Here is a 19,565-nt window from a genome sequence, read left to right as displayed (position 1 = left end):
ACCCTTAGGGATTCCATCCTGTCGTGATCAGCACTTTGCCTCGAGTCATATTCTTAGCGTATTCTTCGATGGCACGATCCGCTTCCTGTAGTGGAATTTTAGCCGCAATATCGGTTTGAAATTCTTTGCTTAGAAGAGAACGAACTTCCGAGGTCACTTTCCAGAGTCGGAAAGGACTTTGAGAAGGAATCCAACTGGATAACCAGAAACCTTCTATCTTCTTGTTCTGAAAGATTCCAAGTCCTGCGTGAAATGGAATCGTCTCTTCCGAAAGCGCTCCGTATACTACGCATTTTCCGCCGTAAGGCATAGCTCCTAAAGCGCGTCCCGTCAATTCTCCTGCAACCGCATCCAGTAGAATCGTGGCTCCCAATTTATTGGAAAGGACTCTGAGTTCCCTTTCGAAGTTGGGAGAATTGGAATCCAAAACATGCTCGGCTCCCAAGGACTTCAAGAGATCCACTTGTTCCTGTCTTCTTACGATGTGAATGCCCGGAATTTTTTTCTTAGCGGAAAGTCTCAGTAACATTCTTCCCAAAGCGGAAGCTGCGGCGGTTTGTATATAAGCCTTATGTTTTTCGCGAATGACTTGGTCTAGCAAGGCCCAAGCGGTGATCGGATTCACAAATAGACAGGCCCCTTGCTCCAAACTAGTATCCTTGTTTAAGGGAATACAGGAGAATCCGTCGGTCACCATATATTCTGCGTATGTTCCGTCTCCCTTTCCGGGAGCGGTGCAAGCTACGGCTTTTCCCACCAAAGAATTCGCTCTCCAACCGCCTCCGCTAGCGACCACGACTCCGCTTCCTTCGAAGCCGGGAACCACAGGAAGTTTTTTCTTAATTCCATACAATCCCCGCATGAACATCAGGTCGGAAGGGTTGATGGAACCGGAATGCATCCGGATCAATACTTCTCCTTTTTTCAAAGGTTTAGTTTCCTTCTCTACGATCTTTGCCCTGCCGGGTTTGTCCGAATATTCCTTTAGCTCGTAAGCCAAATACGATTTCGGTATTTCCGTTTTGCCGCCCATCTTACTCTTCCTTCCTTATTCCTCTTCGCCCAACATAAGGTGTTGGATAGAAGCATGTTCTTCTTTAATTATAAATTTTTGAATAAATTCTTCCGCGTCCTCTTTGGTCTTCAAGGAAAACCATACACCCGCCGGATAACAGACTTGCACCGGTCCCAATTCGCATCTGTCCAAACATCCCGCTCTTTGGATTCTAATCTTATCCTTGTACCCGAGCTCTTGTAATCTTTTCTTCATATAGGCTAGGATCTGGGGAGATCCCTTGGGGCCGCAGGAAGGACGCTCTCCTTCGGCTCTTACATTCTCGCAGACGAATACGTGTTTATCGAAATACATAATCATAAGGGCCGACGGCCCATTCTTCCAGCTTTTGCGGATCTGGAAAAGGTTTGAACCCATTTTTTTGAGGATTAGTTTGAGGCTCTAACGGTTGCCAGATAATATTTCGACTTTTTTTATGGTCTTAGCTTCCCGATTTCGGGGACAATGGCATTTCAGGGAGAATCCGAATGAAACTCTTTCGCATCTTATCCGCGGGTTTAATTCTAGTTTTCGTTTCCTGCGGTAAAAAAGAGAATAAACCGCTATTGGAGAATGAAAAAGCACTATTCGAATCGGTACTCGCCGAGAACGATAAGATAGTAAAAAGTCTCTTAACAACGGAAGAAGTCGCTCCGGATATTAAGGCATTGTCCGCGGCCCTGACCGCACTCGAGTCCGCAAAAGGCGGCTTGGAAGAAGCGGCAATCCAAATGAAAAGAGATCTGGCTGCTACCGAAAACTCGGATGCGGAAACCGCATTCAAAGCCTATTCTAAGTTCAGCGAGTCGCTGGCTATCGTCATGAAAGAAAGAGGCTTACAATCCGGAAGAAACCGATTCTATTGCCCCATGGTCAAAAAGACATGGGTATTGGCGGGACAGAAGATCCAAAATCCCTACGCTCCCGATATGAGAGAATGTGGAGATTTGATACCTTAAGCGCTATAAGAATGATCCATCTTAAATTTATGATGGATCGTTCTTTAGGAAAGAAGGTCGTATCCGTTCAGTGAACGAAAACAGTTTCATATCGAAAAGCAACGAAAGACATTGCAAGATAGGAGTCTCCGAATTCAGTCCTTGCCCGAGCAATTGTAGGGAGTTCCTACGCGAGGCTAGCTGGGAAGAGGCGTCCAATCACGGCTGTCTCGCCTTCGATAAGCTGGAAAAGTTTTTGGAAGGCACGAACTCGTTCAGCGTAGGCGCCACCGCATTCCAGCAGGCGTCCGCCGATATTCTGGAAAATTTCTCCTCCCAATCTGAAATCGGCTTCGATCTGATCCGATACTTTTTATCCATATCCTCTCCCGAACAAGTCAAGTCCACGATTCTGGAAATGGACGATTCTCTACTTTATAGAATCGTAAAGGAAGACTATAAGATTTTCCAGAAATTAAGAAGGGAGAAGAAGGTATTCGGAACGGAAGCCAATTTTCTGGATTCCAAGGCCGCCCAATTCTGGAATAGCCTACCTTCGGAGCGTATCTCCAAATTTATGCTTTATTGCATCCGGGAAAAAAGCGATTGCACATTCGCTTCCCGCTTTCTTTCCCTAATGGATTCCGAGGCTCTGCTTACACTCGCAAGCTCCATCGGTCTAACCATAGAAGAGGAAAGGGAACTCTATAAGGGACTCGAAGAATCACTTTACGAATTTCCGATCCAGTTTACCGCTCTCTATCCGCATCTCTTGGAGATATTCGCCGAAGATCCTGAGATATATATCATTCTTTCCACCATGGCAGGCCTCGTGGAAAGAAAGGAATTTTTGGTCAAAGCAAGAGAGAAAGTGTTGGCCCTTATTTCGGAAACGGATAAGAAGAATACCCATCAGGCTGTATTGGATTATTTGAATACGTTGGATCAGGACGCGGCTTTGGAAATCCTATCCATGTTAGAGGAAAAGGACCATATAGGAGCGTCGGAAAAAGATCTGCTCTCTTCTTATATCAAAGGAGAAGAAGGCGACTTCCTACTCCATTTCAATCGCAGGCCGATCTACAGAGTCAAATAGCAAAAAGGAAAAAAGCCCTTCTTATCTTTGAACTCTTTCCTCGACCTCGTATTCTTTAAAGAGGCTCTTTTGATTTCCCATATCGCTTTGGAAATCCACGGGATAATCCGAGGTAAAGCAAGCGTTGCAGAAACCGCCACCCTGGTGTTCCCTCACTGCCCTATGCATGGAATCCAAGGAAAGGTAAGCGATGGAATCCACTCTCAGATATTTCCGAATCTCTTCGATCGTATGCGTGGCCGCGATCAATTCCTTATGAGTCGGAATATCGATCCCGTAATAGCAAGGGGAAATCGTAGGAGGAGCGGAGACGCGCAGATGGATCTCGGTAGCGCCTGCGTTTCGAATCATCTTGATGATCTTACGACTCGTGGTCCCTCTCATGATGGAATCGTCCACTATGACCACACGCTTACCTTCTACTACGTTCTTAACCACGTTGTATTTGATCTTCGCTCCGAAGTCCCGGATCTTCTGATCGGGTTCGATGAAAGTTCTTCCCACATAGTGGGAACGGATCAGCCCGGATTGGAAAGGAATTCCGGATGCCTCGGAATAACCTAGCGCGGCTATATTGGCCGAATCCGGAACAGGAATGACCACGTCCGCTTCGACCGGCAATTCCTGGGCCAATTGGTTTCCCAAGGCCTTACGAACCTTGTAAACGGATTCTCCGAAAATATTGGAGTCCGGTCTTGCAAAATAAATGTATTCGAAAATACAAAGAGCCGGTCTCGCCTGAGGGAAAGGATAGAAGGAACGAATTCCTGTCCGATCCACTACGATCATTTCTCCCGGCTCAACATCTCTTTCGTAAGTGGTATCCGTGATATCGAAAGCGCAAGTTTCCGAAGCAAAAACGACGGAACCGTCTTCCCTTCTCCCCATAACAAGAGGACGGAATCCGTTCGGGTCCCGCACGGCGATCAATTGGCTTTTAGTGAGAACCACCAAAGAATAAGCGCCTCTTACTTTTTTAAGAGCGGAGGAAAGTGCGGAGAGAAGATCCGTTTCTCCGGATCTAGCCATCAGGTGGACGATGACTTCTGAATCTATTGTGGTTTGGAAGATGGAACCTTCTTTTTCCAGTTGGGAGCGAACTTCCCAGGAATTGACTAGGTTTCCGTTATGGGCGAGAGCGATAGGCCCGAGATGTGATTCCACTCGGAGGGGTTGGGCGTTTCTAAGGAAGCTGGCACCGGTCGTAGAATACCGGTTATGCCCAATGGCCGAACTTCCCGTGAGTTCCCGGATTTTTCCCTCGGTGAAAATGTTCGCAACCAAGCCCATTCCGGCGTAACGATACAAATGTTCTCCGTCCGAGGAAACGATCCCGCTGGATTCCTGGCCTCGATGCTGCATCGAATATAGCCCGAGGTAGGTGAAGTTAGCGGCCTCCTGGGAATTGAAAATCCCGAAAATGGCACATTCTTCTTTTGGTTTGTCATCTCGGACTAGGGTCCGTAGATTGGACGTATTGGGAATCGAACTCATGGTCCCCCTTCCGACGCTAGTCTCCCAGGTCGCCCTTTAGATGCAAATACAATCCGATTATATCGTAGTCGACAATGTTCGTAGCCTGCAATTGGCATTAATTACTCTCTCTCAATCGGATTGTATCTCCATCGATACGGAATCGAGCGGGTATTACACCTACTATTCCAAAGTCTGTCTGATCCAAATATCCTCTAAGGGCAAAAATTACATTTTTGACCCGATTCGTTTGGACGACGTCTCCGGGCTCCGGCCGTTGTTCGAAAATCCGGCTATACTAAAAATTTTCCATTCCGCTTCGGACGACATTAAGGCTTTAAAAAGGGATTTCGGCTTTAAGTTCCTGAACATCGCGGATACGATGTTTAGTTCTCGTTTATTAGACTTGGAACAGAACTCTTTGTTGTATCTGGTGGAACATTACCACAAGGTCAAACTTTCCAAGAAGGAGCAAAAGTCCAACTGGGAAAAGCGTCCCTTGGAAAAAAGTCAGCTTCAGTACGCCGCCCTGGATACCGTATATCTGGAATCCATTTGGGAAAAAATGAGGGAGGAACTCGCTAAACGGAAATTGTTAGACGAAGCCCTTTCCGAATTCGTAAAAATGGCGGAAGAGGAGCCCGAGCCCTTCGAAGGATTCTCCATCAATCTGGAAAAATTCCCTAACGTCTTGGATCTAGGTTCCGACGAAAGAAGGGCGCTGTACGATACTCTCGCTTTCCGGGACGAAAAGGCCAAAAAACTGAATAAGGCTCCCTTCCGCGTCTGGAATAACGACAAGGTCCTAGAATTGGTAAAGGCCAGAGGAGAGCTTTCCAAACTCGTAGAAATCGTAGGCAAAAAGGATGCGGACGGACTCACCGAAGTATACAAGAATCCTAGCGGTCCTCCGATCCAGAAAAACGATCTATTCAAAAGAACGGCTGAGGATCTAACCGGAGAGGAAGCCGATCGTTTCAAGCGTCTCAGACAATGGAGAGAGACAGTCATGTCGATTCGTAGGATGGGACACAATCTCATGCCGTCTAATAAGAATATCGCGGAAATAGCGAAACGGAATCCTAAGACGATAGACGAACTGAAAGGGATGGGAATCTTCTCCGATTGGAAGATCGAAAATTACGGGCCATCCATGCTATCGGCTTTGCAGTCCAAACCTTATGAGACCACTTTATCGGGATTAATACCGATTAAGAAAAAATTTGATTAGACTCGACCTAAATCGACTGAAGCAAGAACTCCCTCTGAAGCCGGAGGGAGATCCGAATCTGCCCGTAGACGTGGCGCATTCTTCCGTCATCATACCCGTGTATGAAACGACCGGCCAGGACGGTTTCCTATTACAAAAACGAAATCCGAATTTGATCGCTCATCCCGGCCAAATCGCCTTTCCGGGAGGAGTCAAGGATCCGGAAGATTCCACACTATTAGATACCGCCTTACGCGAATGGACCGAAGAAATGGGCGCTTCCGCTCGAGATCTGGAAGTCATCGGAAATTACAAGGGCCAACTTACTCACACAGGATATCATATCACTCCCTTCTTGGCCAAATATTCGGGAGATTTCAAATTCGATTATAATCCGGAAGAAGTGGATCGAGTCATTCGACTAGAATTGGACAGACTCTGGGAGGCTCCCTTTTATTCCATAAAGGGGAAAAGGAGCCCGGACGGTCCTCTCTTGGAAGTGTTTTACTTCGACATAGAAGAAGGTCTCCTCTGGGGAGCCACAGCTAGAATCATTGTGGATTTTCTAAGAGAGCATGGATCCTTTCATAAGGAACCGATTCTGAGGACTCCTAATCTAGGTGGCCCTCCCTTTCTAGACGTCAAAAAACCGTAAGTAAATGCCCCGCGAGAAATTATGGGGAACGTAAGATTTTTTTCGGCCTAGGACATTTTTTCTTCTAACCATTACGTCTCTAAAAAATGTAGTTCCGAACACGGTTTTTCCTCTTTAGGAAACGAAAGAAGGGACCGAAATACAATACGACATAACGAAAAACTCGGAATCATCCCATTGTATAGTTTTAAACAGTCTTTTTTATCGGAGAATCACATGAGCAAATTCAAGGACTTATTCAATTCCAATATCCGCACCAGCTACCTGAAGGAAAGCTGGAAGGAAGAAGATTGGTACGAATCCCTAGCCGAACGCCCCGGCATCGAAACCAAGATCCCCTATTTTAAGAAAAACGAATCCGTTTCCTCTAAAGTAGCGGTTCTGGCAAGATGACCCCCGAAGAGAAAGAAGCATTTCTCCAAAGCCTTAATCGGATCGAGCAGCTATTAACCCTGCTGCAATCGAATCCTCCCGGCGGAGAATACAAGGCCATTCTATACAGCATTCCTATAGTAGGAATCATATTCGGATGGCTGCTGCTGTTCTTTCTCTTCTTCTGGTGGTACCGCCAGAGAATGGCCATCATCAAAGCCGGTCTTTATCAAAGAGAAAAGTTCGATCTCAGATTGTATTCCTTCTTCTTAGGTCTAATCTTAACCTTCGTAGGAATTGCTCTTTCGGTTACCTTCATTTTAGTATTAGGCAAATCCTTGGCAATGTTAGGCGGCTTGATTCCTCTCGCATCCGGACTCGGCCTACTATGCTATTATAAATGGTCCCCTAAAAAGTGATCGTCTTCCGTTCCGGTCTTAACAATGTCCTGAACAAGGCATAATCCATGCAGAACGAAGAGCCCATCCTATGCGATCCTGAGGACTGGGCTGCCATCCAGAAAGTACTCGCGGGAGATTTCGAATCTTTCGAACAGCTGGTACTTCGCTACGAGTCCATGGTTTATTCCCAAGCCAAAAAGGCCTTTCGCAACGAAAGCGAAGCGGAGGACTTCACTCAGGATATATTCTTAAAAGCGTTCGAAGGACTTTCCACCTTCAAGGGAAGATCCAAATTCTCCACATGGGTTTTCTCGATCGCGAGAAACGAAATCATCCGCAAATATCGTAAAGATCACCCAGAGATAGATATGCCGATAGACAGTATCTCCTCGGATGTCGCATCCACAGGATCTTCTTCCCAGGAATCCGAAGTATTGGAGCGGGAAACTACCGATAAAATCCGGTCTCTGGTGGAAAAGCTTCCGGAACTATACCGCAAGCCTATTTCCCTGCATTATTTTGAGAATATGTCCTATAAGGATATTTCCGAAAATTTGAACTTGAAAATGAACACTCTAAAGAGTTATATTTTTCGAGGGAAAGAAATCCTACGCGAATGGCTAAAGAAAGAAGATGAGCACGGAAAAAAATAATCTTCCAGAGGACCTGAAGGAAAAATTGGATTTCTTTGTGGAGCCCCCTCAAGGTCAGATCCAGGAAAAAGTGCCTCCATTACTTAAGAAAAAAGTAATGTTACACCTGATCCATCTGAAACATATCAGGATCCTTTTGATCGCCATCCTAATTCTGGCGTTCTCTCCCCTTTCCGTCCTACTTTTTACTGATTGGAATTTCCTGTTCCAATCGGGACTATTGCACGCGATACTCGCTACTAGCGGTTTTCTATTTCTCCTTTTCACCGTTTTGATCGGGATTTATCTTGTGCAAAATCGAAGTCCCTATACTAAGGAATGGAAGAATAAATTAGGGTTCGACGAATGAATATTAGAAACTTCGGAATCGCATTCATCCTATTACTTTTAAGCGGTTCATCCGTCCTGGCCGAGGAAAAGGAAACGCCCGTTAAAATCACGGCTAAAGAATTCCTGGAAATGAAACTGGATGCGGTCTTTCCTCTTATCCAGAATATGAAAAAGCAGGAAGCGGATGTTCTTCTCACCCAAATCCGCGAAGAGGCGAGAAAATCCTGGGCACAGTCGGACAACTATTTCTTTTTAGTGGATCATCTCGCTACGATCAAAGCTATCGAAGAGGAGCAGAATCGACTCAAAGGCCTACTCTGGGTTTATCTTCTCGGATTGGCTCTATTCGGAGGCTTCGTTCTTTATGTCTTATTCCGCCAACGCAAATTGATACGAGAGCTTAATGAATTGCTAAAAGATCGTTAAGAGTTCCTTTCTTTCCTAATTTTCCGTGAGTTGTTTTACTCCCTAAAGCCGTTTTGTTTACTGGTTGTCATAAGGGTTCCCGGGAATTATTCTTTTTCCGGGTATTGTAACGTCTGTGTAAACCTTTTGTAACGGTTTTCTGACATTCTGGGGGAATGGAACCTATCCAAATACAAGGATCCTCCTCCCCTACGGCCAACGATAAAAATCCACCAAGGCGCAGGAGAAAGAGCTTCAGCGAATTTATGAAAAATGCTTCTGGAACCCCAGGTCAAAAGATCCTAGTCGTGGACGACGAAGAGGATATCGCCGATCTAATCAAATTCCATTTAGAGGAAAACGGGTATCAAGTGGACACCTGCCAAAATGGATTGGAAGTCCTACCTAGAATCGAGAAAAATCTTCCGGACCTGGTCGTTTTGGACCTTATGCTTCCCGGGATCGGCGGAATGGACCTCTGCAAGCGTATTAAAGAAAAATACGCCCTTCCTATCATTATGGTTACCGCAAAATCCGGAGAAACGGATGCGGTTCTAGGTCTGGAACTCGGTGCCGACGATTATGTTAGAAAACCGTTTTCCACCAGAGAACTCATCGCTAGAGTTCGTTCCGTATTGAGAAGATCCGGCGAAGCCGAAGAAGAGCAGGAGTTCGAGGGAAATATCAGCGTCGGTAAGATATTTTTGAACCCCAAAGCTCATAAGGTATTCATTAATAATACCGAAATAGAACTGACATTGATCGAATATAAGATATTATACCTGTTCATGACTAATACCGGAGTTGCCTTCACCAGAGATAAACTTTTAGATAAGGTCTGGGGAAAGGATATCTATGTTACGGACAGAGCCGTGGATGTGAATATCAAAAGACTCCGCGACAAATTAGGAGAGGAAAAGGAGAGGTTGGAAACCATCCGCGGGATCGGCTACAGATTCAATGAGGCGTAGTTTATTTTCTAAACTTCTCTTAAGTAACTGGCTCCTACTCGTTTTCCTAATGGCGGTCGCGGGTATCGTCCTCTTCCTGGAGGATAGGATCAACCCCGACCTGAAGATTTTACTTTTCTCCGCATACATATTACTTGCGATGTTCGGTACATTCTATATGTCCTTTTCGATCGCAAGAAGCGTCACTCAAACGCTGAATCAGATCGAAATGAAGACCGGAGAAATCAATGCCGGCGACTTCGGATCCGAGCTGAGCCTTCCCGAAATCCAGGAACTCGCCGATTTGGCCGTTTCCATCAATCTGATGTCTGGACGATTAAAGCACCAATTCGTGGATCTCACCATCGAAAAGGAAAAGTTCGACTCTGTTCTCCAAAACTTAAAGGAAGGAGTTTTCTCGGTGGATCTGGAAGGCTCCATCGTATTCCAAAACAAGAGTATTCCTTCCACTTTCATAGAACCGAATTCAGGATCCCGCAAAGTGGAAGATGCGGTAAAGGATCCGAGACTTCTTGAATTCATAAAGAAGAATCTATCCGGCAAAGGCGAGCCTAAAACCGAACTCGATCTAAGTCAAAATTTCTACGCAATCAAAATGTATCCGTTACGCACGAACGGAAATATTCTCATGTTCGTAGGCGTGATTCGCAATATCACCGAAGAGAAACAATCCTATATCATTCGGGAACAATTCGTTCAGAACGCTTCCCACGAATTAAAAACTCCCATTACTTCCATCAAAGGTTACACGGAAACTCTTCTAGGTCGTTTAAAGCTTCTGGAAGACAGTCATGAGAAGAAGTTCCTGGACGCAATCTCACGGAACACGGATAGAATGGTGCGTATCGTAGAGGATATGCTCACCATCACTCGAATAGAAAATCAGACTGCCATCGCTCAACCGGAAGAGTTTACGATTAAGTCCCTCGTGGAGAATTTATCCTTCACCGTGGATGGAGTGATCTCTCCCAAGGAACAAAAATTGGTAGTGGATATGCCGGAACCTCTTACCGTTTCCGCGGATTGGGTACTTTTGGAGCATATGCTTTTGAATTTGATTTCGAACGCTTCTTCCTATTCTCCCGACGGAAAAACGATAACTCTAAGAATCACTAAGGTTGCGCCCGACTCAGTCAACTTTCAGGTAATGGACCAAGGAATTGGCATCAAGGACGAGGACAAAGAGAGGATTTTCGAAAGATTCTTCAGAGTGGATAAAAATCGTTCAAGAAAAGAAGGAGGAACCGGACTCGGACTCTCCATCGTTAAGCATATTGTTCGCCTGCATCACGGATCGGTAAAGGTCTTCGACAACCCAGAAGGCGGAACCATATTCTCGGTTACCATTCCTCAAGTTTATAGCGAAGATCTCGAAGTTTGAAATCCGAGTAATCACTCGGATTACGCTTTCCCAAATACCCGGGGACCTAAAAATAGAAATTTATGGAATACCCCAAGGGTTTTTTTTCGTTCGGCACGAATATAGGGATCAAGGACCAAACTAAGGACTTCGGAGTCATATTCTCCGAAAAGCCGTGCAAAGCGACGGCCGTTTTCACCAAAAATAATTTTCCCGGATCTCCCGTAATCGTAGGTAGGGAACATATTCGCGGCGGAATCCTGCAAGCAGTCGTGATCAACTCCAAAAATTCCAACGTCGCAACGGGAGAACAAGGAGTCGCGAATTCAAGACAGATCTGTACCGAGATCGGAAAGTCCTTCGGCATTCCCGAAACATACGTGCTACCCTCATCCACCGGGGTCATCGGAGTTCCATTACCGATGCAGGTCATTCTTCCCGCTTGTGCGAAAGCCAAGGAATTATTAAAGCCGGGCAATCTGGAAGAAGTCGCAGAAGCGATCATGACCACGGACACCAAAAGAAAAATATCCGTACGCAAAATCAAATCCTCCAACGGAGAGGCGACCATCTTCGGTATGGCCAAAGGAGCCGGCATGATAGAGCCGAATATGGCGACCATGCTCTCTTACATTCTTACCGATGCGGAATTGCAAGAGGATCTATATTCGATCCTTAAGGAAGCGGCTGACGTAAGTTTCAACTGTTTGACGATAGATTCCGATACTTCCACATCGGACACTGTCGCCCTACTTTGCAACGGATTGGCCGGATCCGTAAACGTGGTAGAATTCAAAACCGCGTTACGCGAAATATGTATCGATTTAGCTAAGGAAATCGCGAAGGACGGAGAAGGCGCCACCAAACTGATCGAAACCAGGGTAAAAAAAGCTAGGGACGAGGCTCAGGCGAGAAAGATCGGAAAATCCATCCTGAATTCCCCGCTTATCAAAACCGCAATTTATGGCGGAGACCCAAATTGGGGTAGACTAGTCATGGCGGTTGGAAAGGTTTTCGATGAACCCATCCCCTTCGACTCTTTGGAAATTTATTTCGGAGGCCTACCTGTCAAAGGTGCGGATTCCGAAACACTCAAAAAATTATCCGACTATCTAAAAAAGAATTCCGAGATCGAAATTGATGTGATACTCCATACCGGATCCCATGAAATGATATTTTGGGGTTGTGACCTTACGGAAGGTTACGTCAAGGAAAACGCATACTATACAACGTGATTCCTCTGCCGAAATTCGATCGCGCGAAAGTGAAGACTTTATTCTCCGACTTACGATTCATCGCCTCCATAATCACTCTGGTAGTGAGATTATTGGGGGTCTTTACCGTCCTAGGCATTTACGAATTCACAGTTTTAATTCTTCCTAAAGAGATAGAATTCGTAAGCGAAATCGCGGTACTAATCTGTTTGGTTTTCGGAGTCTTCGCCATTTTGCCGGTGGAAGAAAAGATTTCCGGGTTTTTAAAATCCGTTTTCGTTTCCGAATATCTCAGCGACGATCCGGGCTCCTCTCGAATCGCCCACCGACGATTCGATTCGGAAGGACTGATTAAGAACGTATTCCCAGAGTTGGTCCGTTTGACTAATAGCAATTTCGGCAAACTTGCGATTCTTAAAAATGACTTAACTCATTACGACTTATATACGTATGCGCATAAAAAACAAAGAAAGGTAAACACTTTAGAGGGGATCAATCCTCGCGCCGCTCTTTTAACTTATATCCTGAACAAAAGATCCGGAGCCATGATAGGAGAACCGGATCAAAACAAGACGATCAACGAGGACTTCGTAAGTCTCAGAGCGAACTTTATCCTCCCCTTCGTCTTCCGCGAAAAACTATTCGGATTCTTGGCGGTTTCGAATATTCCCAAAGACAATGTCAGACATGAACTTGGATTCTTAGCGGGTAAATGCGCGTTAGCGGTTCACAATCATATTCTATCCTCCCAAATCGCGGAGAATAAGAAATATAGAAAAGAGTTCGAAAATGCGGGTAAGATCAGAAAATTCCTGGAATCCGCGGAGCCTCCGCTCGTGGGCGATATCAAAATCGAATTCCTCTCAAGAGAACCGGGCGAATTATTGGAGTTCTTCCAAACTCCTAATGGAGATTTTTATTTCGTATTCTTACGACTTAGCGTGACGAACGCCGTCTCCGTTTTAGCTTTATGTTATATACTCGGAGCGCTTTACGCTTCCAGGCTGGACGAGGAATTCAGAAATCTTCTCCAAATCAAATCCTTGGTCGAAGAAAATCTAAAAGAGATTTCCTGGACGGAAAGATACGATCTTGCGGTCGGCAGGGTTGACAAAATCGAAGGAAGAATCTCGCTAAGAGTTGCCGGCAAAAATTTCAAGATGTACGAATCGGATCGTCCGGATAGAAATCTCGCTTCTTTAGGTTGGGAAAATATAGAAACCCCCGGAAACAACCCTATGTTTCTATCTTGGAACGATCGCAATATTCTATCCTTCCAACATCTGAGGAAGCCATCATGAGAAATATTCTTCTCGTATTTCTTTCCGTCATACTTTTCAGTCTCATCCTATTTTCGGGATTACTCAATTCCTACTCCAAGGAAGCGAGACTTCCGTTTTATTTTTATCCGAATGGAATGATCGCCGTTTCCAACGGAAACTACGCGGATCTAACCGGAATGAAGATAGATCTGATCGAATATGAAATCGTGAAAAAGGTCGGACAGGATTACGGACTTTCCGGATATCAATTTCATTTTTTCGGCAAAGACGGAAGCATAGCAAAAGGACTTTCCTTCGTAATTCGCTCCTCATTCGAAGTTCTAAAGGATTTTCTTCCGGATATAACCGTCTCGCTCTTATATTTCCTAGTGGCGATATGGTTCTTTTTCTATACCAGGGATCTTTATATATTTCTACTATTCGGGTCCTTATCCTCCCTATTCTTATTCAATTTCTTTCTACTGGCGTTTCACGATTTCCTTTTTCCGTTCTTCTTCTTTCTATACTTTACCGGATTTCTAATATTCGATATTTCTTTTCGACTGAGAGGTAAGGAGATTCCTTCCCGATGGTTCGCTCCTCAGGTGATATTTTCCTTAGTCGCCGGCTTTGTAGGTGTATCCCAAAAAGGAAATCCCGATCTATTCCAGATTCTCGCGACGAACGGGATCTATTTCAACGTATTTGCCTCGGCGCTCTGCATATTACAGTTGGTATTCCACACTTTTCGAAATCCTAGTACGATCCAGGAAGTATCCAAGAAATTAAGCATCGTACTCGCTTTCTTCCTTATCACGATCCTTCCTTATTTATTATCCGAGATAGGTTCGCAAAAGACCTACCTCTTTATTCGCCCGTATCTGATAGCGGCCTTCTTCGTTTTTCCGGCTCTATTGGTTTACGGAACTTACACATACTCCTTGGTTCCCGTTCAGATCGCTTTCAGTTCCTCGTTAACGTCGGTGTATTCCATTCTACTCTTGACTTTCGGCTATCTGTTTGGACTGGAATTCTTCGTGCGCTGGAATCCCTCATTCTTAGGAAAATACCAAAGAGAATGGAATCTATTCTATGTAGTGATATCCGCGTATTTCCTAAGTAGTCTGAACAATAAATTGTACAAATGGATCGATTATTGGAGTTTCCGAAATAACCCGAAGCTCCATACCGCATTGGAAGAATTATCCGTACTGATCGGCGCACCGATCTCCATGAGGGCGACGATCAATAGTTTGATCCGTAGATTGGTGGATGCGCTAGAAGTGAATCGATTGCAGATCCTTATTCCTGCGGATAAATTTCCCAGAACGGATCTTCGAAATATAAATTTCGTAAGAATACCCGACGGCTCCGAAATCTGGAACTATTTCGAAAATCATACGGAAGTTACGGTGACTTCTCATTTAGCCTACGGTTTAGGAATCCGTGAATCTTTGTTCAAATTTCTAAATCAGATGGGAGTGCAGCTCGCTTATCCTTTATTCGACTTTGAGAAAGGAAAGGAAGTGATAGCCGTCTTCTTAGTGGGCGAAAAGACGAATAGAAAGAATTTCACTTTGGGAGAATTGAGATTCTTGAAGGAGTGCACTCGTCTTGCTTCCCTATTACTTAGAAACTATAGCTTACTCGTGGACGAGGTGGAGAAAAAAAGGATCGTTAGAGATCTAAATATGGCCTCTATCTTGGATAAAACCCTACATTTACCTGAATTAGAGACGGTTAAAGGCACTACGGTCGGATATTTCACCCTTCCAGCCGTGGGAATCTCCGGAGACTATCTGGATATTCTTAGAATTTCTCCTCAAAAGCAGTTATTATTCTTAGGTGATGTCTCCGGTCACGGTTTAGGATCCGGTTATCTAGTATCCGCAGTGAGAGGAATTATCCGCCATCAATTGGGCAATTCTCCTTATCTTCCAGATATATTTAGAGCGATTAATCTATTTCTAATCGAAAGATATAGAGGAAGCGAGTTCATGACTTCGATCGCAGGAGTATATAACGCTAGCGATGGAGCTTTTTCTTTCGTAAATGCAGGTCATACGCCCCCTATTTGCATTCGAAAGGGAGGAAAAATCGAAGTTCGAAACGAAACTCAGAGAGTTTTAGGAGTTCTTCCTACGGATTACAGACTCTTAACGATACATTTGAATCCCGGAGATAAGTTGATTTTATTTACGGATGGAGTCACAGAGACCTTCGATGAGAAGGAAGAAATCTTCGGAGAAGAAAATCTTCTCCGACTTTTGTCCATAAATCACGATAAAGGTGCCCAAGAATTGGCTGATATAGTTAGAAAGACCTTAGAAGAGTTTAGAAATTACAAAGAACCTAGCGATGATATCTCTTTCGTGTGTTTAGAAGTTGCCGATTGAGTATCAAAGCACTTCGCATCAACCTATTTAAATTTTTTTCCTAAAATTAATTAAAATACTTTACAATGAAAAGTTAATTGCTTAATTATGTCACTATCCAAGAGCTTTCTTGATCTCTCGTATTATACGAAGGGCATTAAAGTTCAAATCAATGGAGGACGTCAATGGTTGCAAAAAAGAAAGCAGTCAAGAAAGCAGCTAAGAAAAAAGTAGCTAAGAAGAAAGCTGCTAAGAAGAAAGTTGCGAAAAAGAAATAACAAACTTCAACAAACATCTCTTCTATAGTCAATATAGAGGAAATGAAGCTTAAAACCCGCTTCCTGGAAGCGGGTTTTTTCATTTTTAAGCCTTTGAATTCTTAATTTCCCTTATTTGAACGCCTCACTGTTGTAAAAAAACAACACTTCATAGCTTAAAGTTACTCTTTAAAAGAAAATCCGCAGATAGATACGCTTTTATAACCTTCTAACGACAAGGAAGGGCTATAATTTAAGATATTTAAGAATATCTTTCATCTCGTCTCGCAACTCAGGAAGAGAATCTCCGTAACTTTTCACCAAAGTTGACTGTCCTTCTTCCGAAATTTCGAACAAACGATATTCTTTTTCCGTGCTTGGAGATTTTTCCAACTTAAAGAAGTGATTCGCCTTCTTCGTAAATCGATTGTAAGCGGTGAATTTGTGATAATAGAAGCCTTCTTTCTTAGCGTTTACGGGGTAAGGAAGGTAATATTCCGCACCTAAGAGCAGAATATTGGGCGTCACGCTTACCATTCTAGTCCAAGTGGCCAGATTTAAGGGATAATTTTCCTCTAAGAACGATTTCTTATGCGTCTTCTCCCATACGGAGAGAATCTTTTTTCTCTGCTCATCGGCCTGTTTGTATCTTTCCAAACCGTTCAAACAGATTTCCATCAGTGAAAGTAGCTGTAAGGATTCTGAATTCTCCCCTTTCAGCTCTTTTTGAACGAGTTTTTTGGCCGAAATGAAGTCCTGAGAGTAAATATTTTCCCAAATCTTATCGATCGAGGAAGGTTTTTCTTCGGAAAATAGTTCCCACACGGTAAAAACGGGAAGATAGAAGGTCAGTATAAGGACCAGAACGAAACAATTCCTCTTCCAAGCAGAGATTTCACTAGAATCGTATTGGAACGGACCCATGGATCGATAGATTTCCTAATTCAGACGGCGGAATGTCTTTCCGGATTGTGAATCCATTTCGTTCCGAACGTATCGAACAATGAGAAGAATGCGGACACTCCCTTATCTTGTAGGAAGATTCTCTCCTCTTCCGAGATAGGAAGCAAGGCCAGAAAGCGGATCTCTTTTCCTTTTTCGGATTTCAATCCAGTAAGAGCGGGAAACCCTTCCTCGGATCCGATTTCTCTTAATGCTAAGTGAGTAAAACTCAAATATAGGGATTCCGGATCCTTACGGCTCATGGAAATCGTATGTCCGTGACCGAACCATTTTCCCATGGTCCAAGGAAAGCGTATGATTTCTCCTATCTGATGAGGTACCCAGCTTTCGGATCTATCTTCGTCCGAAATCTTTGCCGCGAGTAGTAGTTCCACTCTGGAATAATCCTCATAGTCCTTACGGTATAATTCCACTCCCGGTAAATTCTGAGCGCTCATGCCTATCGTAGAATATACGTATACGCCCGGAAGTTCTTTGGGAGCGAAACGTGCGATTCCCAATTGAGGATATTTTCCTCCGTCCGCAGACCAGTACTTATCATGTTTTCCAAAAGCGGATTCTAAAAATCCCAACCTGGATTCTTGGATTTCCTTCCAAATACCTTTCGTGGATCTATATTCCCAAAACTTTCTATCTTGAGCGATCCGATCGGGAATTACGCCGAATTCAGAATTTCCCAATGGATATGCGGTAATAGCTTCGACCTTCGCAAATTTGGAGTATCCGTGAAACCCTTTAACTCCCGACCAAGGAGGAAGATACGCGAAGAGTTCCTCTTTATAAAAGAATGAGACCCCGTTCCCTTCTTCCGACCAAATGAAATGAATTTCATTCACGTCGAATTCCGGCTGGCCTTTTGGATCCGTAACTTCGGCTTCCAATAATAAAGGAGCTAAACCGTTACGCAAATCCTCTTGAGACCGCTCCTTAGGAGCGTCTATACGATTACAAACCCATACGGATTTGATTGCAAAATCAGGACTTTCTTCGGCCTGTAAATAAAGATAAATCGTTCGACCGTCGTCTTCCAGATAAGCGGTAAACGCCCCGTACGGATTCGCTTCTTGGTATAATATTTTGGGTTCTAACACTCGATTCATTTAATGGGAATTTCCACGATTCTATCTTGGAAAGAGGATAATAATCCCGCGATATTCTTTTCCATACCGCTTTCGAATAGGATTTCGGGATAATAGGCGCTAGCATTTAAAAGTCCGGTCAGTTCCACCTGGTTCCATTTGGAATAGGTTCGAAGGGTGTCCCACACGGCAACAGGCACAGGAGCGCCTTCTTTCTTACATTTAACGAAAGTATCTACCGCTTTGATAGGTGTTAAGAGTTTGTTTTTCATAGCAGGTTGGTTCCGCCCAAAGCCATTATCTCCGCTCTCGGAGAAGATTCAAGCCGGTTCCTGCCTAGGTTAGAAGGGAAAATAAAGGGCCGGCGCTTCCTTTCGCCGGGCTCTCCCGCAGATTAGCGGTGAAGGAAATCTCTGAGTGGCTCTATAAACACCTTTTCTCTAGTTTTTCTTTCCTTATATTGCTCGAAAAGAATCAGAAAAAGGGCCGTTGCTAAAAACATCGTATCCATATTAATTTCGACGGTAGCTCGTTAGGAATTCCTACCTTCCGAAATCGGATTTTTGGAAAAAAATTTCCAAAAATCCGGCTTTATTGGGCGTAAATTTAAGTAGAAGGGTCCGGGAATTTCAAGCAAGCTTCCCGGATTGGGAAGGTTTCAGGACAAAGTCGTTTTAGCTGCTTGTTTGACTTGGCGTATCAGCCTATCTCGAAGTTTCTTAGGTATCTTAGTGGATATTTCAAGGGTTTGAACGAACATTTCGGCCGCAAGATCCACCATCTCGCTCATTTTTACGTCATTTTCTCTGGGAATAGCGCCATGCTTTCCTGAGGACTTACGAGGAGGCGTATCCTTTACTTTCGATTTCTTTGCGCCCGGCTTTGATTTCTTTTTTAGGACCATTGTATTCCGAAACTTCGGGTCCGTACCATAACTTCTGCCGCTTCTTCTTCCACTCGGATTTTAACCTTTTTCCAAAAAAATTCCCAGAACTCTATAACTTTCCATTCCGACGAATTGTTGGTCTTCCCTATCCGGAGAAGAGGAGAATTGTCCGGTAACGGGAATTTTTACCTCTTCTCCCTTTTTCCATCCGCCTTCCGATTCAGAGACATAGAAAAATTTGGAATACTTGCGCAGGTCCAAGCATTCTTCCACCGTTTCCCAATGAGCGGAAAGCATGAAAGTTCCACCGGACTGCTTAGAGTCCGGGACTAATATTCTCTCGTTTCCTAGGAAGGTTCTAACTTCTCCAGTTCTAATGTTCTCTGCCGTTATAAACAAGGAACTCGTCTCCTATACGCAATTTTGCGGAAACGGTTCTCGCATTTTTTTTTCAAATCGGGCCCGAAGCCGGACCGGGCAGTGATTAGACGAATCCTTTACCCGACTTGTTTTCTACCAACGAAACCCGATTTCGTCCGCAAAAAAACAAAACCCTGAGATCAAAATCTGACGGACTGAAATTGAAACGCATTTCAGAGTTGGAAATTTTT

22 protein-coding genes are annotated in these 19,565 nt (G+C 44.2%); 14 read left to right on the top strand and 8 right to left on the bottom strand.

The window, feature by feature from the left end:
* Positions 1–4: 4 nt before the first annotated feature.
* On the bottom strand, positions 5–1,033 hold the full coding sequence (locus tag LEP1GSC061_RS16295; protein ID WP_016546702.1) for a zinc-binding dehydrogenase: 1,029 nt from the start codon (positions 1,031–1,033) through the stop codon (positions 5–7).
* A 15-nt stretch (positions 1,034–1,048) separates the two neighbouring features.
* A complete protein-coding gene (locus tag LEP1GSC061_RS16290; RefSeq protein ID WP_016546581.1) occupies positions 1,049–1,369 on the bottom strand; it encodes a (2Fe-2S) ferredoxin domain-containing protein in 321 nt (106 codons plus the stop codon).
* 173 nt (positions 1,370–1,542) lie between these two features.
* Here LEP1GSC061_RS16290 and LEP1GSC061_RS16285 point away from each other — a divergent pair, with 173 nt between their 5' ends.
* Entirely contained in the window at positions 1,543–2,013 is a 471-nt protein-coding gene (locus LEP1GSC061_RS16285; protein ID WP_016546231.1) for an LIC13259/LIC11441 family protein, read from the top strand.
* A 70-nt stretch (positions 2,014–2,083) separates the two neighbouring features.
* On the top strand, positions 2,084–3,088 hold the full coding sequence (locus LEP1GSC061_RS16280; protein ID WP_016546372.1) for a hypothetical protein: 1,005 nt from the start codon (positions 2,084–2,086) through the stop codon (positions 3,086–3,088).
* 21 nt (positions 3,089–3,109) lie between these two features.
* On the opposite strand, the gene purF is transcribed toward LEP1GSC061_RS16280, so the two are convergent.
* Positions 3,110–4,582, bottom strand: coding sequence for an amidophosphoribosyltransferase (gene purF / locus LEP1GSC061_RS16275; RefSeq protein ID WP_016546032.1), 1,473 nt, complete (start codon positions 4,580–4,582; stop codon positions 3,110–3,112).
* A 40-nt stretch (positions 4,583–4,622) separates the two neighbouring features.
* Here purF and LEP1GSC061_RS16270 point away from each other — a divergent pair, with 40 nt between their 5' ends.
* From LEP1GSC061_RS16270 to LEP1GSC061_RS16220, 12 genes are all read left to right on the top strand, one after another.
* Positions 4,623–5,792, top strand: a complete 1,170-nt coding sequence (locus tag LEP1GSC061_RS16270; RefSeq protein ID WP_016546165.1) for a ribonuclease D — start codon at positions 4,623–4,625, stop codon at positions 5,790–5,792.
* On the top strand, positions 5,788–6,426 hold the full coding sequence (locus LEP1GSC061_RS16265) for an NUDIX hydrolase (RefSeq protein ID WP_198014281.1): 639 nt from the start codon (positions 5,788–5,790) through the stop codon (positions 6,424–6,426). The genes LEP1GSC061_RS16270 and LEP1GSC061_RS16265 overlap by 5 nt, the downstream gene beginning before the upstream one ends.
* A gap of 216 nt (positions 6,427–6,642) precedes the next feature.
* On the top strand, positions 6,643–6,819 hold the full coding sequence (locus LEP1GSC061_RS21730; protein WP_016546466.1) for an LIMLP_16695 family PerRB-regulated protein: 177 nt from the start codon (positions 6,643–6,645) through the stop codon (positions 6,817–6,819).
* On the top strand, positions 6,816–7,217 hold the full coding sequence (locus LEP1GSC061_RS16260; RefSeq protein WP_016546117.1) for a hypothetical protein: 402 nt from the start codon (positions 6,816–6,818) through the stop codon (positions 7,215–7,217). The genes LEP1GSC061_RS21730 and LEP1GSC061_RS16260 overlap by 4 nt, the downstream gene beginning before the upstream one ends.
* 47 nt (positions 7,218–7,264) lie before the next feature.
* The gene (locus tag LEP1GSC061_RS16255) at positions 7,265–7,852 is read left to right on the top strand and encodes an RNA polymerase sigma factor (protein WP_016546281.1); all 588 of its coding nucleotides are present in this window, start codon (positions 7,265–7,267) and stop codon (positions 7,850–7,852) included.
* Entirely contained in the window at positions 7,833–8,201 is a 369-nt protein-coding gene (locus tag LEP1GSC061_RS16250) for a hypothetical protein (RefSeq protein ID WP_016545988.1), read from the top strand. Before LEP1GSC061_RS16255 ends, LEP1GSC061_RS16250 begins: the two co-directional genes overlap by 20 nt.
* Positions 8,198–8,608, top strand: a complete 411-nt coding sequence (locus LEP1GSC061_RS16245) for a hypothetical protein (RefSeq protein ID WP_016546313.1) — start codon at positions 8,198–8,200, stop codon at positions 8,606–8,608. The genes LEP1GSC061_RS16250 and LEP1GSC061_RS16245 overlap by 4 nt, the downstream gene beginning before the upstream one ends.
* A 245-nt stretch (positions 8,609–8,853) precedes the next feature.
* Positions 8,854–9,558, top strand: coding sequence for a response regulator (locus LEP1GSC061_RS16240; protein ID WP_016546748.1), 705 nt, complete (start codon positions 8,854–8,856; stop codon positions 9,556–9,558).
* Positions 9,548–10,939, top strand: a complete 1,392-nt coding sequence (locus LEP1GSC061_RS16235; protein ID WP_016546554.1) for a HAMP domain-containing sensor histidine kinase — start codon at positions 9,548–9,550, stop codon at positions 10,937–10,939. Before LEP1GSC061_RS16240 ends, LEP1GSC061_RS16235 begins: the two co-directional genes overlap by 11 nt.
* Before the next feature lie 62 nt (positions 10,940–11,001).
* A complete protein-coding gene (argJ, locus tag LEP1GSC061_RS16230) occupies positions 11,002–12,153 on the top strand; it encodes a bifunctional glutamate N-acetyltransferase/amino-acid acetyltransferase ArgJ (RefSeq protein WP_016546437.1) in 1,152 nt (383 codons plus the stop codon).
* A gap of 29 nt (positions 12,154–12,182) precedes the next feature.
* The gene (locus LEP1GSC061_RS16225) at positions 12,183–13,433 is read left to right on the top strand and encodes a hypothetical protein (RefSeq protein WP_052006570.1); all 1,251 of its coding nucleotides are present in this window, start codon (positions 12,183–12,185) and stop codon (positions 13,431–13,433) included.
* A complete protein-coding gene (locus LEP1GSC061_RS16220) occupies positions 13,430–15,790 on the top strand; it encodes a PP2C family protein-serine/threonine phosphatase (protein ID WP_016546177.1) in 2,361 nt (786 codons plus the stop codon). The genes LEP1GSC061_RS16225 and LEP1GSC061_RS16220 overlap by 4 nt, the downstream gene beginning before the upstream one ends.
* Positions 15,791–16,272: 482 nt before the next feature.
* On the opposite strand, the gene LEP1GSC061_RS16210 is transcribed toward LEP1GSC061_RS16220, so the two are convergent.
* The 5 genes from LEP1GSC061_RS16210 to LEP1GSC061_RS16190 all read right to left on the bottom strand — a co-directional run bounded on the left by LEP1GSC061_RS16210 (position 16,273) and on the right by LEP1GSC061_RS16190 (position 19,353).
* Complete coding sequence (locus tag LEP1GSC061_RS16210; protein WP_016546656.1) at positions 16,273–16,950, bottom strand: hypothetical protein; 678 nt, start codon at positions 16,948–16,950, stop codon at positions 16,273–16,275.
* A 20-nt stretch (positions 16,951–16,970) separates the two neighbouring features.
* Entirely contained in the window at positions 16,971–18,089 is a 1,119-nt protein-coding gene (locus LEP1GSC061_RS16205; RefSeq protein ID WP_016546847.1) for a suppressor of fused domain protein, read from the bottom strand.
* Positions 18,086–18,340 carry a hypothetical protein gene (locus LEP1GSC061_RS16200; protein ID WP_016546497.1) on the bottom strand — a complete coding sequence of 85 codons (255 nt, stop codon included), beginning with the start codon at positions 18,338–18,340 and terminating at the stop codon, positions 18,086–18,088. The genes LEP1GSC061_RS16205 and LEP1GSC061_RS16200 overlap by 4 nt, the downstream gene beginning before the upstream one ends.
* A 386-nt stretch (positions 18,341–18,726) precedes the next feature.
* On the bottom strand, positions 18,727–18,972 hold the full coding sequence (locus LEP1GSC061_RS16195; RefSeq protein WP_016546243.1) for a hypothetical protein: 246 nt from the start codon (positions 18,970–18,972) through the stop codon (positions 18,727–18,729).
* Positions 18,973–19,032: 60 nt separating this feature from the next.
* Positions 19,033–19,353 (bottom strand): hypothetical protein, encoded by a 321-nt coding sequence (locus tag LEP1GSC061_RS16190; RefSeq protein ID WP_040509006.1) that lies wholly within the window; start codon positions 19,351–19,353, stop codon positions 19,033–19,035.
* Positions 19,354–19,565: the final 212 nt, after the last annotated feature.

The sequence above is a fragment of the Leptospira wolffii serovar Khorat str. Khorat-H2 genome (assembly GCF_000306115.2).
In the GTDB taxonomy this organism is placed as follows: Bacteria; Spirochaetota; Leptospiria; order Leptospirales; family Leptospiraceae; genus Leptospira_B; species Leptospira_B wolffii.
Note: the sequence above shows the minus strand (reverse complement) of the source record. Positions and strands in the feature narration are given on the sequence as shown.

Coding starts and splice junctions, on each gene's coding strand:
- LEP1GSC061_RS16240 (WP_016546748.1), top strand. CDS start 8,854: ATGAAAAATGCTTCTGGAACCCCAGGTCAAAAGATCCTAGTCGTGGAC.
- LEP1GSC061_RS16200 (WP_016546497.1), bottom strand. CDS start 18,340: ATGAAAAACAAACTCTTAACACCTATCAAAGCGGTAGATACTTTCGTT.
- LEP1GSC061_RS16210 (WP_016546656.1), bottom strand. CDS start 16,950: ATGGGTCCGTTCCAATACGATTCTAGTGAAATCTCTGCTTGGAAGAGG.
- LEP1GSC061_RS16195 (WP_016546243.1), bottom strand. CDS start 18,972: ATGGTCCTAAAAAAGAAATCAAAGCCGGGCGCAAAGAAATCGAAAGTA.
- LEP1GSC061_RS21730 (WP_016546466.1), top strand. CDS start 6,643: ATGAGCAAATTCAAGGACTTATTCAATTCCAATATCCGCACCAGCTAC.
- LEP1GSC061_RS16255 (WP_016546281.1), top strand. CDS start 7,265: ATGCAGAACGAAGAGCCCATCCTATGCGATCCTGAGGACTGGGCTGCC.
- purF (WP_016546032.1), bottom strand. CDS start 4,582: ATGAGTTCGATTCCCAATACGTCCAATCTACGGACCCTAGTCCGAGAT.
- LEP1GSC061_RS16220 (WP_016546177.1), top strand. CDS start 13,430: ATGAGAAATATTCTTCTCGTATTTCTTTCCGTCATACTTTTCAGTCTC.
- LEP1GSC061_RS16250 (WP_016545988.1), top strand. CDS start 7,833: ATGAGCACGGAAAAAAATAATCTTCCAGAGGACCTGAAGGAAAAATTG.
- LEP1GSC061_RS16260 (WP_016546117.1), top strand. CDS start 6,816: ATGACCCCCGAAGAGAAAGAAGCATTTCTCCAAAGCCTTAATCGGATC.
- LEP1GSC061_RS16290 (WP_016546581.1), bottom strand. CDS start 1,369: ATGTATTTCGATAAACACGTATTCGTCTGCGAGAATGTAAGAGCCGAA.
- LEP1GSC061_RS16295 (WP_016546702.1), bottom strand. CDS start 1,033: ATGGGCGGCAAAACGGAAATACCGAAATCGTATTTGGCTTACGAGCTA.
- LEP1GSC061_RS16235 (WP_016546554.1), top strand. CDS start 9,548: ATGAGGCGTAGTTTATTTTCTAAACTTCTCTTAAGTAACTGGCTCCTA.
- LEP1GSC061_RS16270 (WP_016546165.1), top strand. CDS start 4,623: ATGCAAATACAATCCGATTATATCGTAGTCGACAATGTTCGTAGCCTG.
- LEP1GSC061_RS16285 (WP_016546231.1), top strand. CDS start 1,543: ATGAAACTCTTTCGCATCTTATCCGCGGGTTTAATTCTAGTTTTCGTT.
- LEP1GSC061_RS16205 (WP_016546847.1), bottom strand. CDS start 18,089: ATGAATCGAGTGTTAGAACCCAAAATATTATACCAAGAAGCGAATCCG.
- argJ (WP_016546437.1), top strand. CDS start 11,002: ATGGAATACCCCAAGGGTTTTTTTTCGTTCGGCACGAATATAGGGATC.
- LEP1GSC061_RS16245 (WP_016546313.1), top strand. CDS start 8,198: ATGAATATTAGAAACTTCGGAATCGCATTCATCCTATTACTTTTAAGC.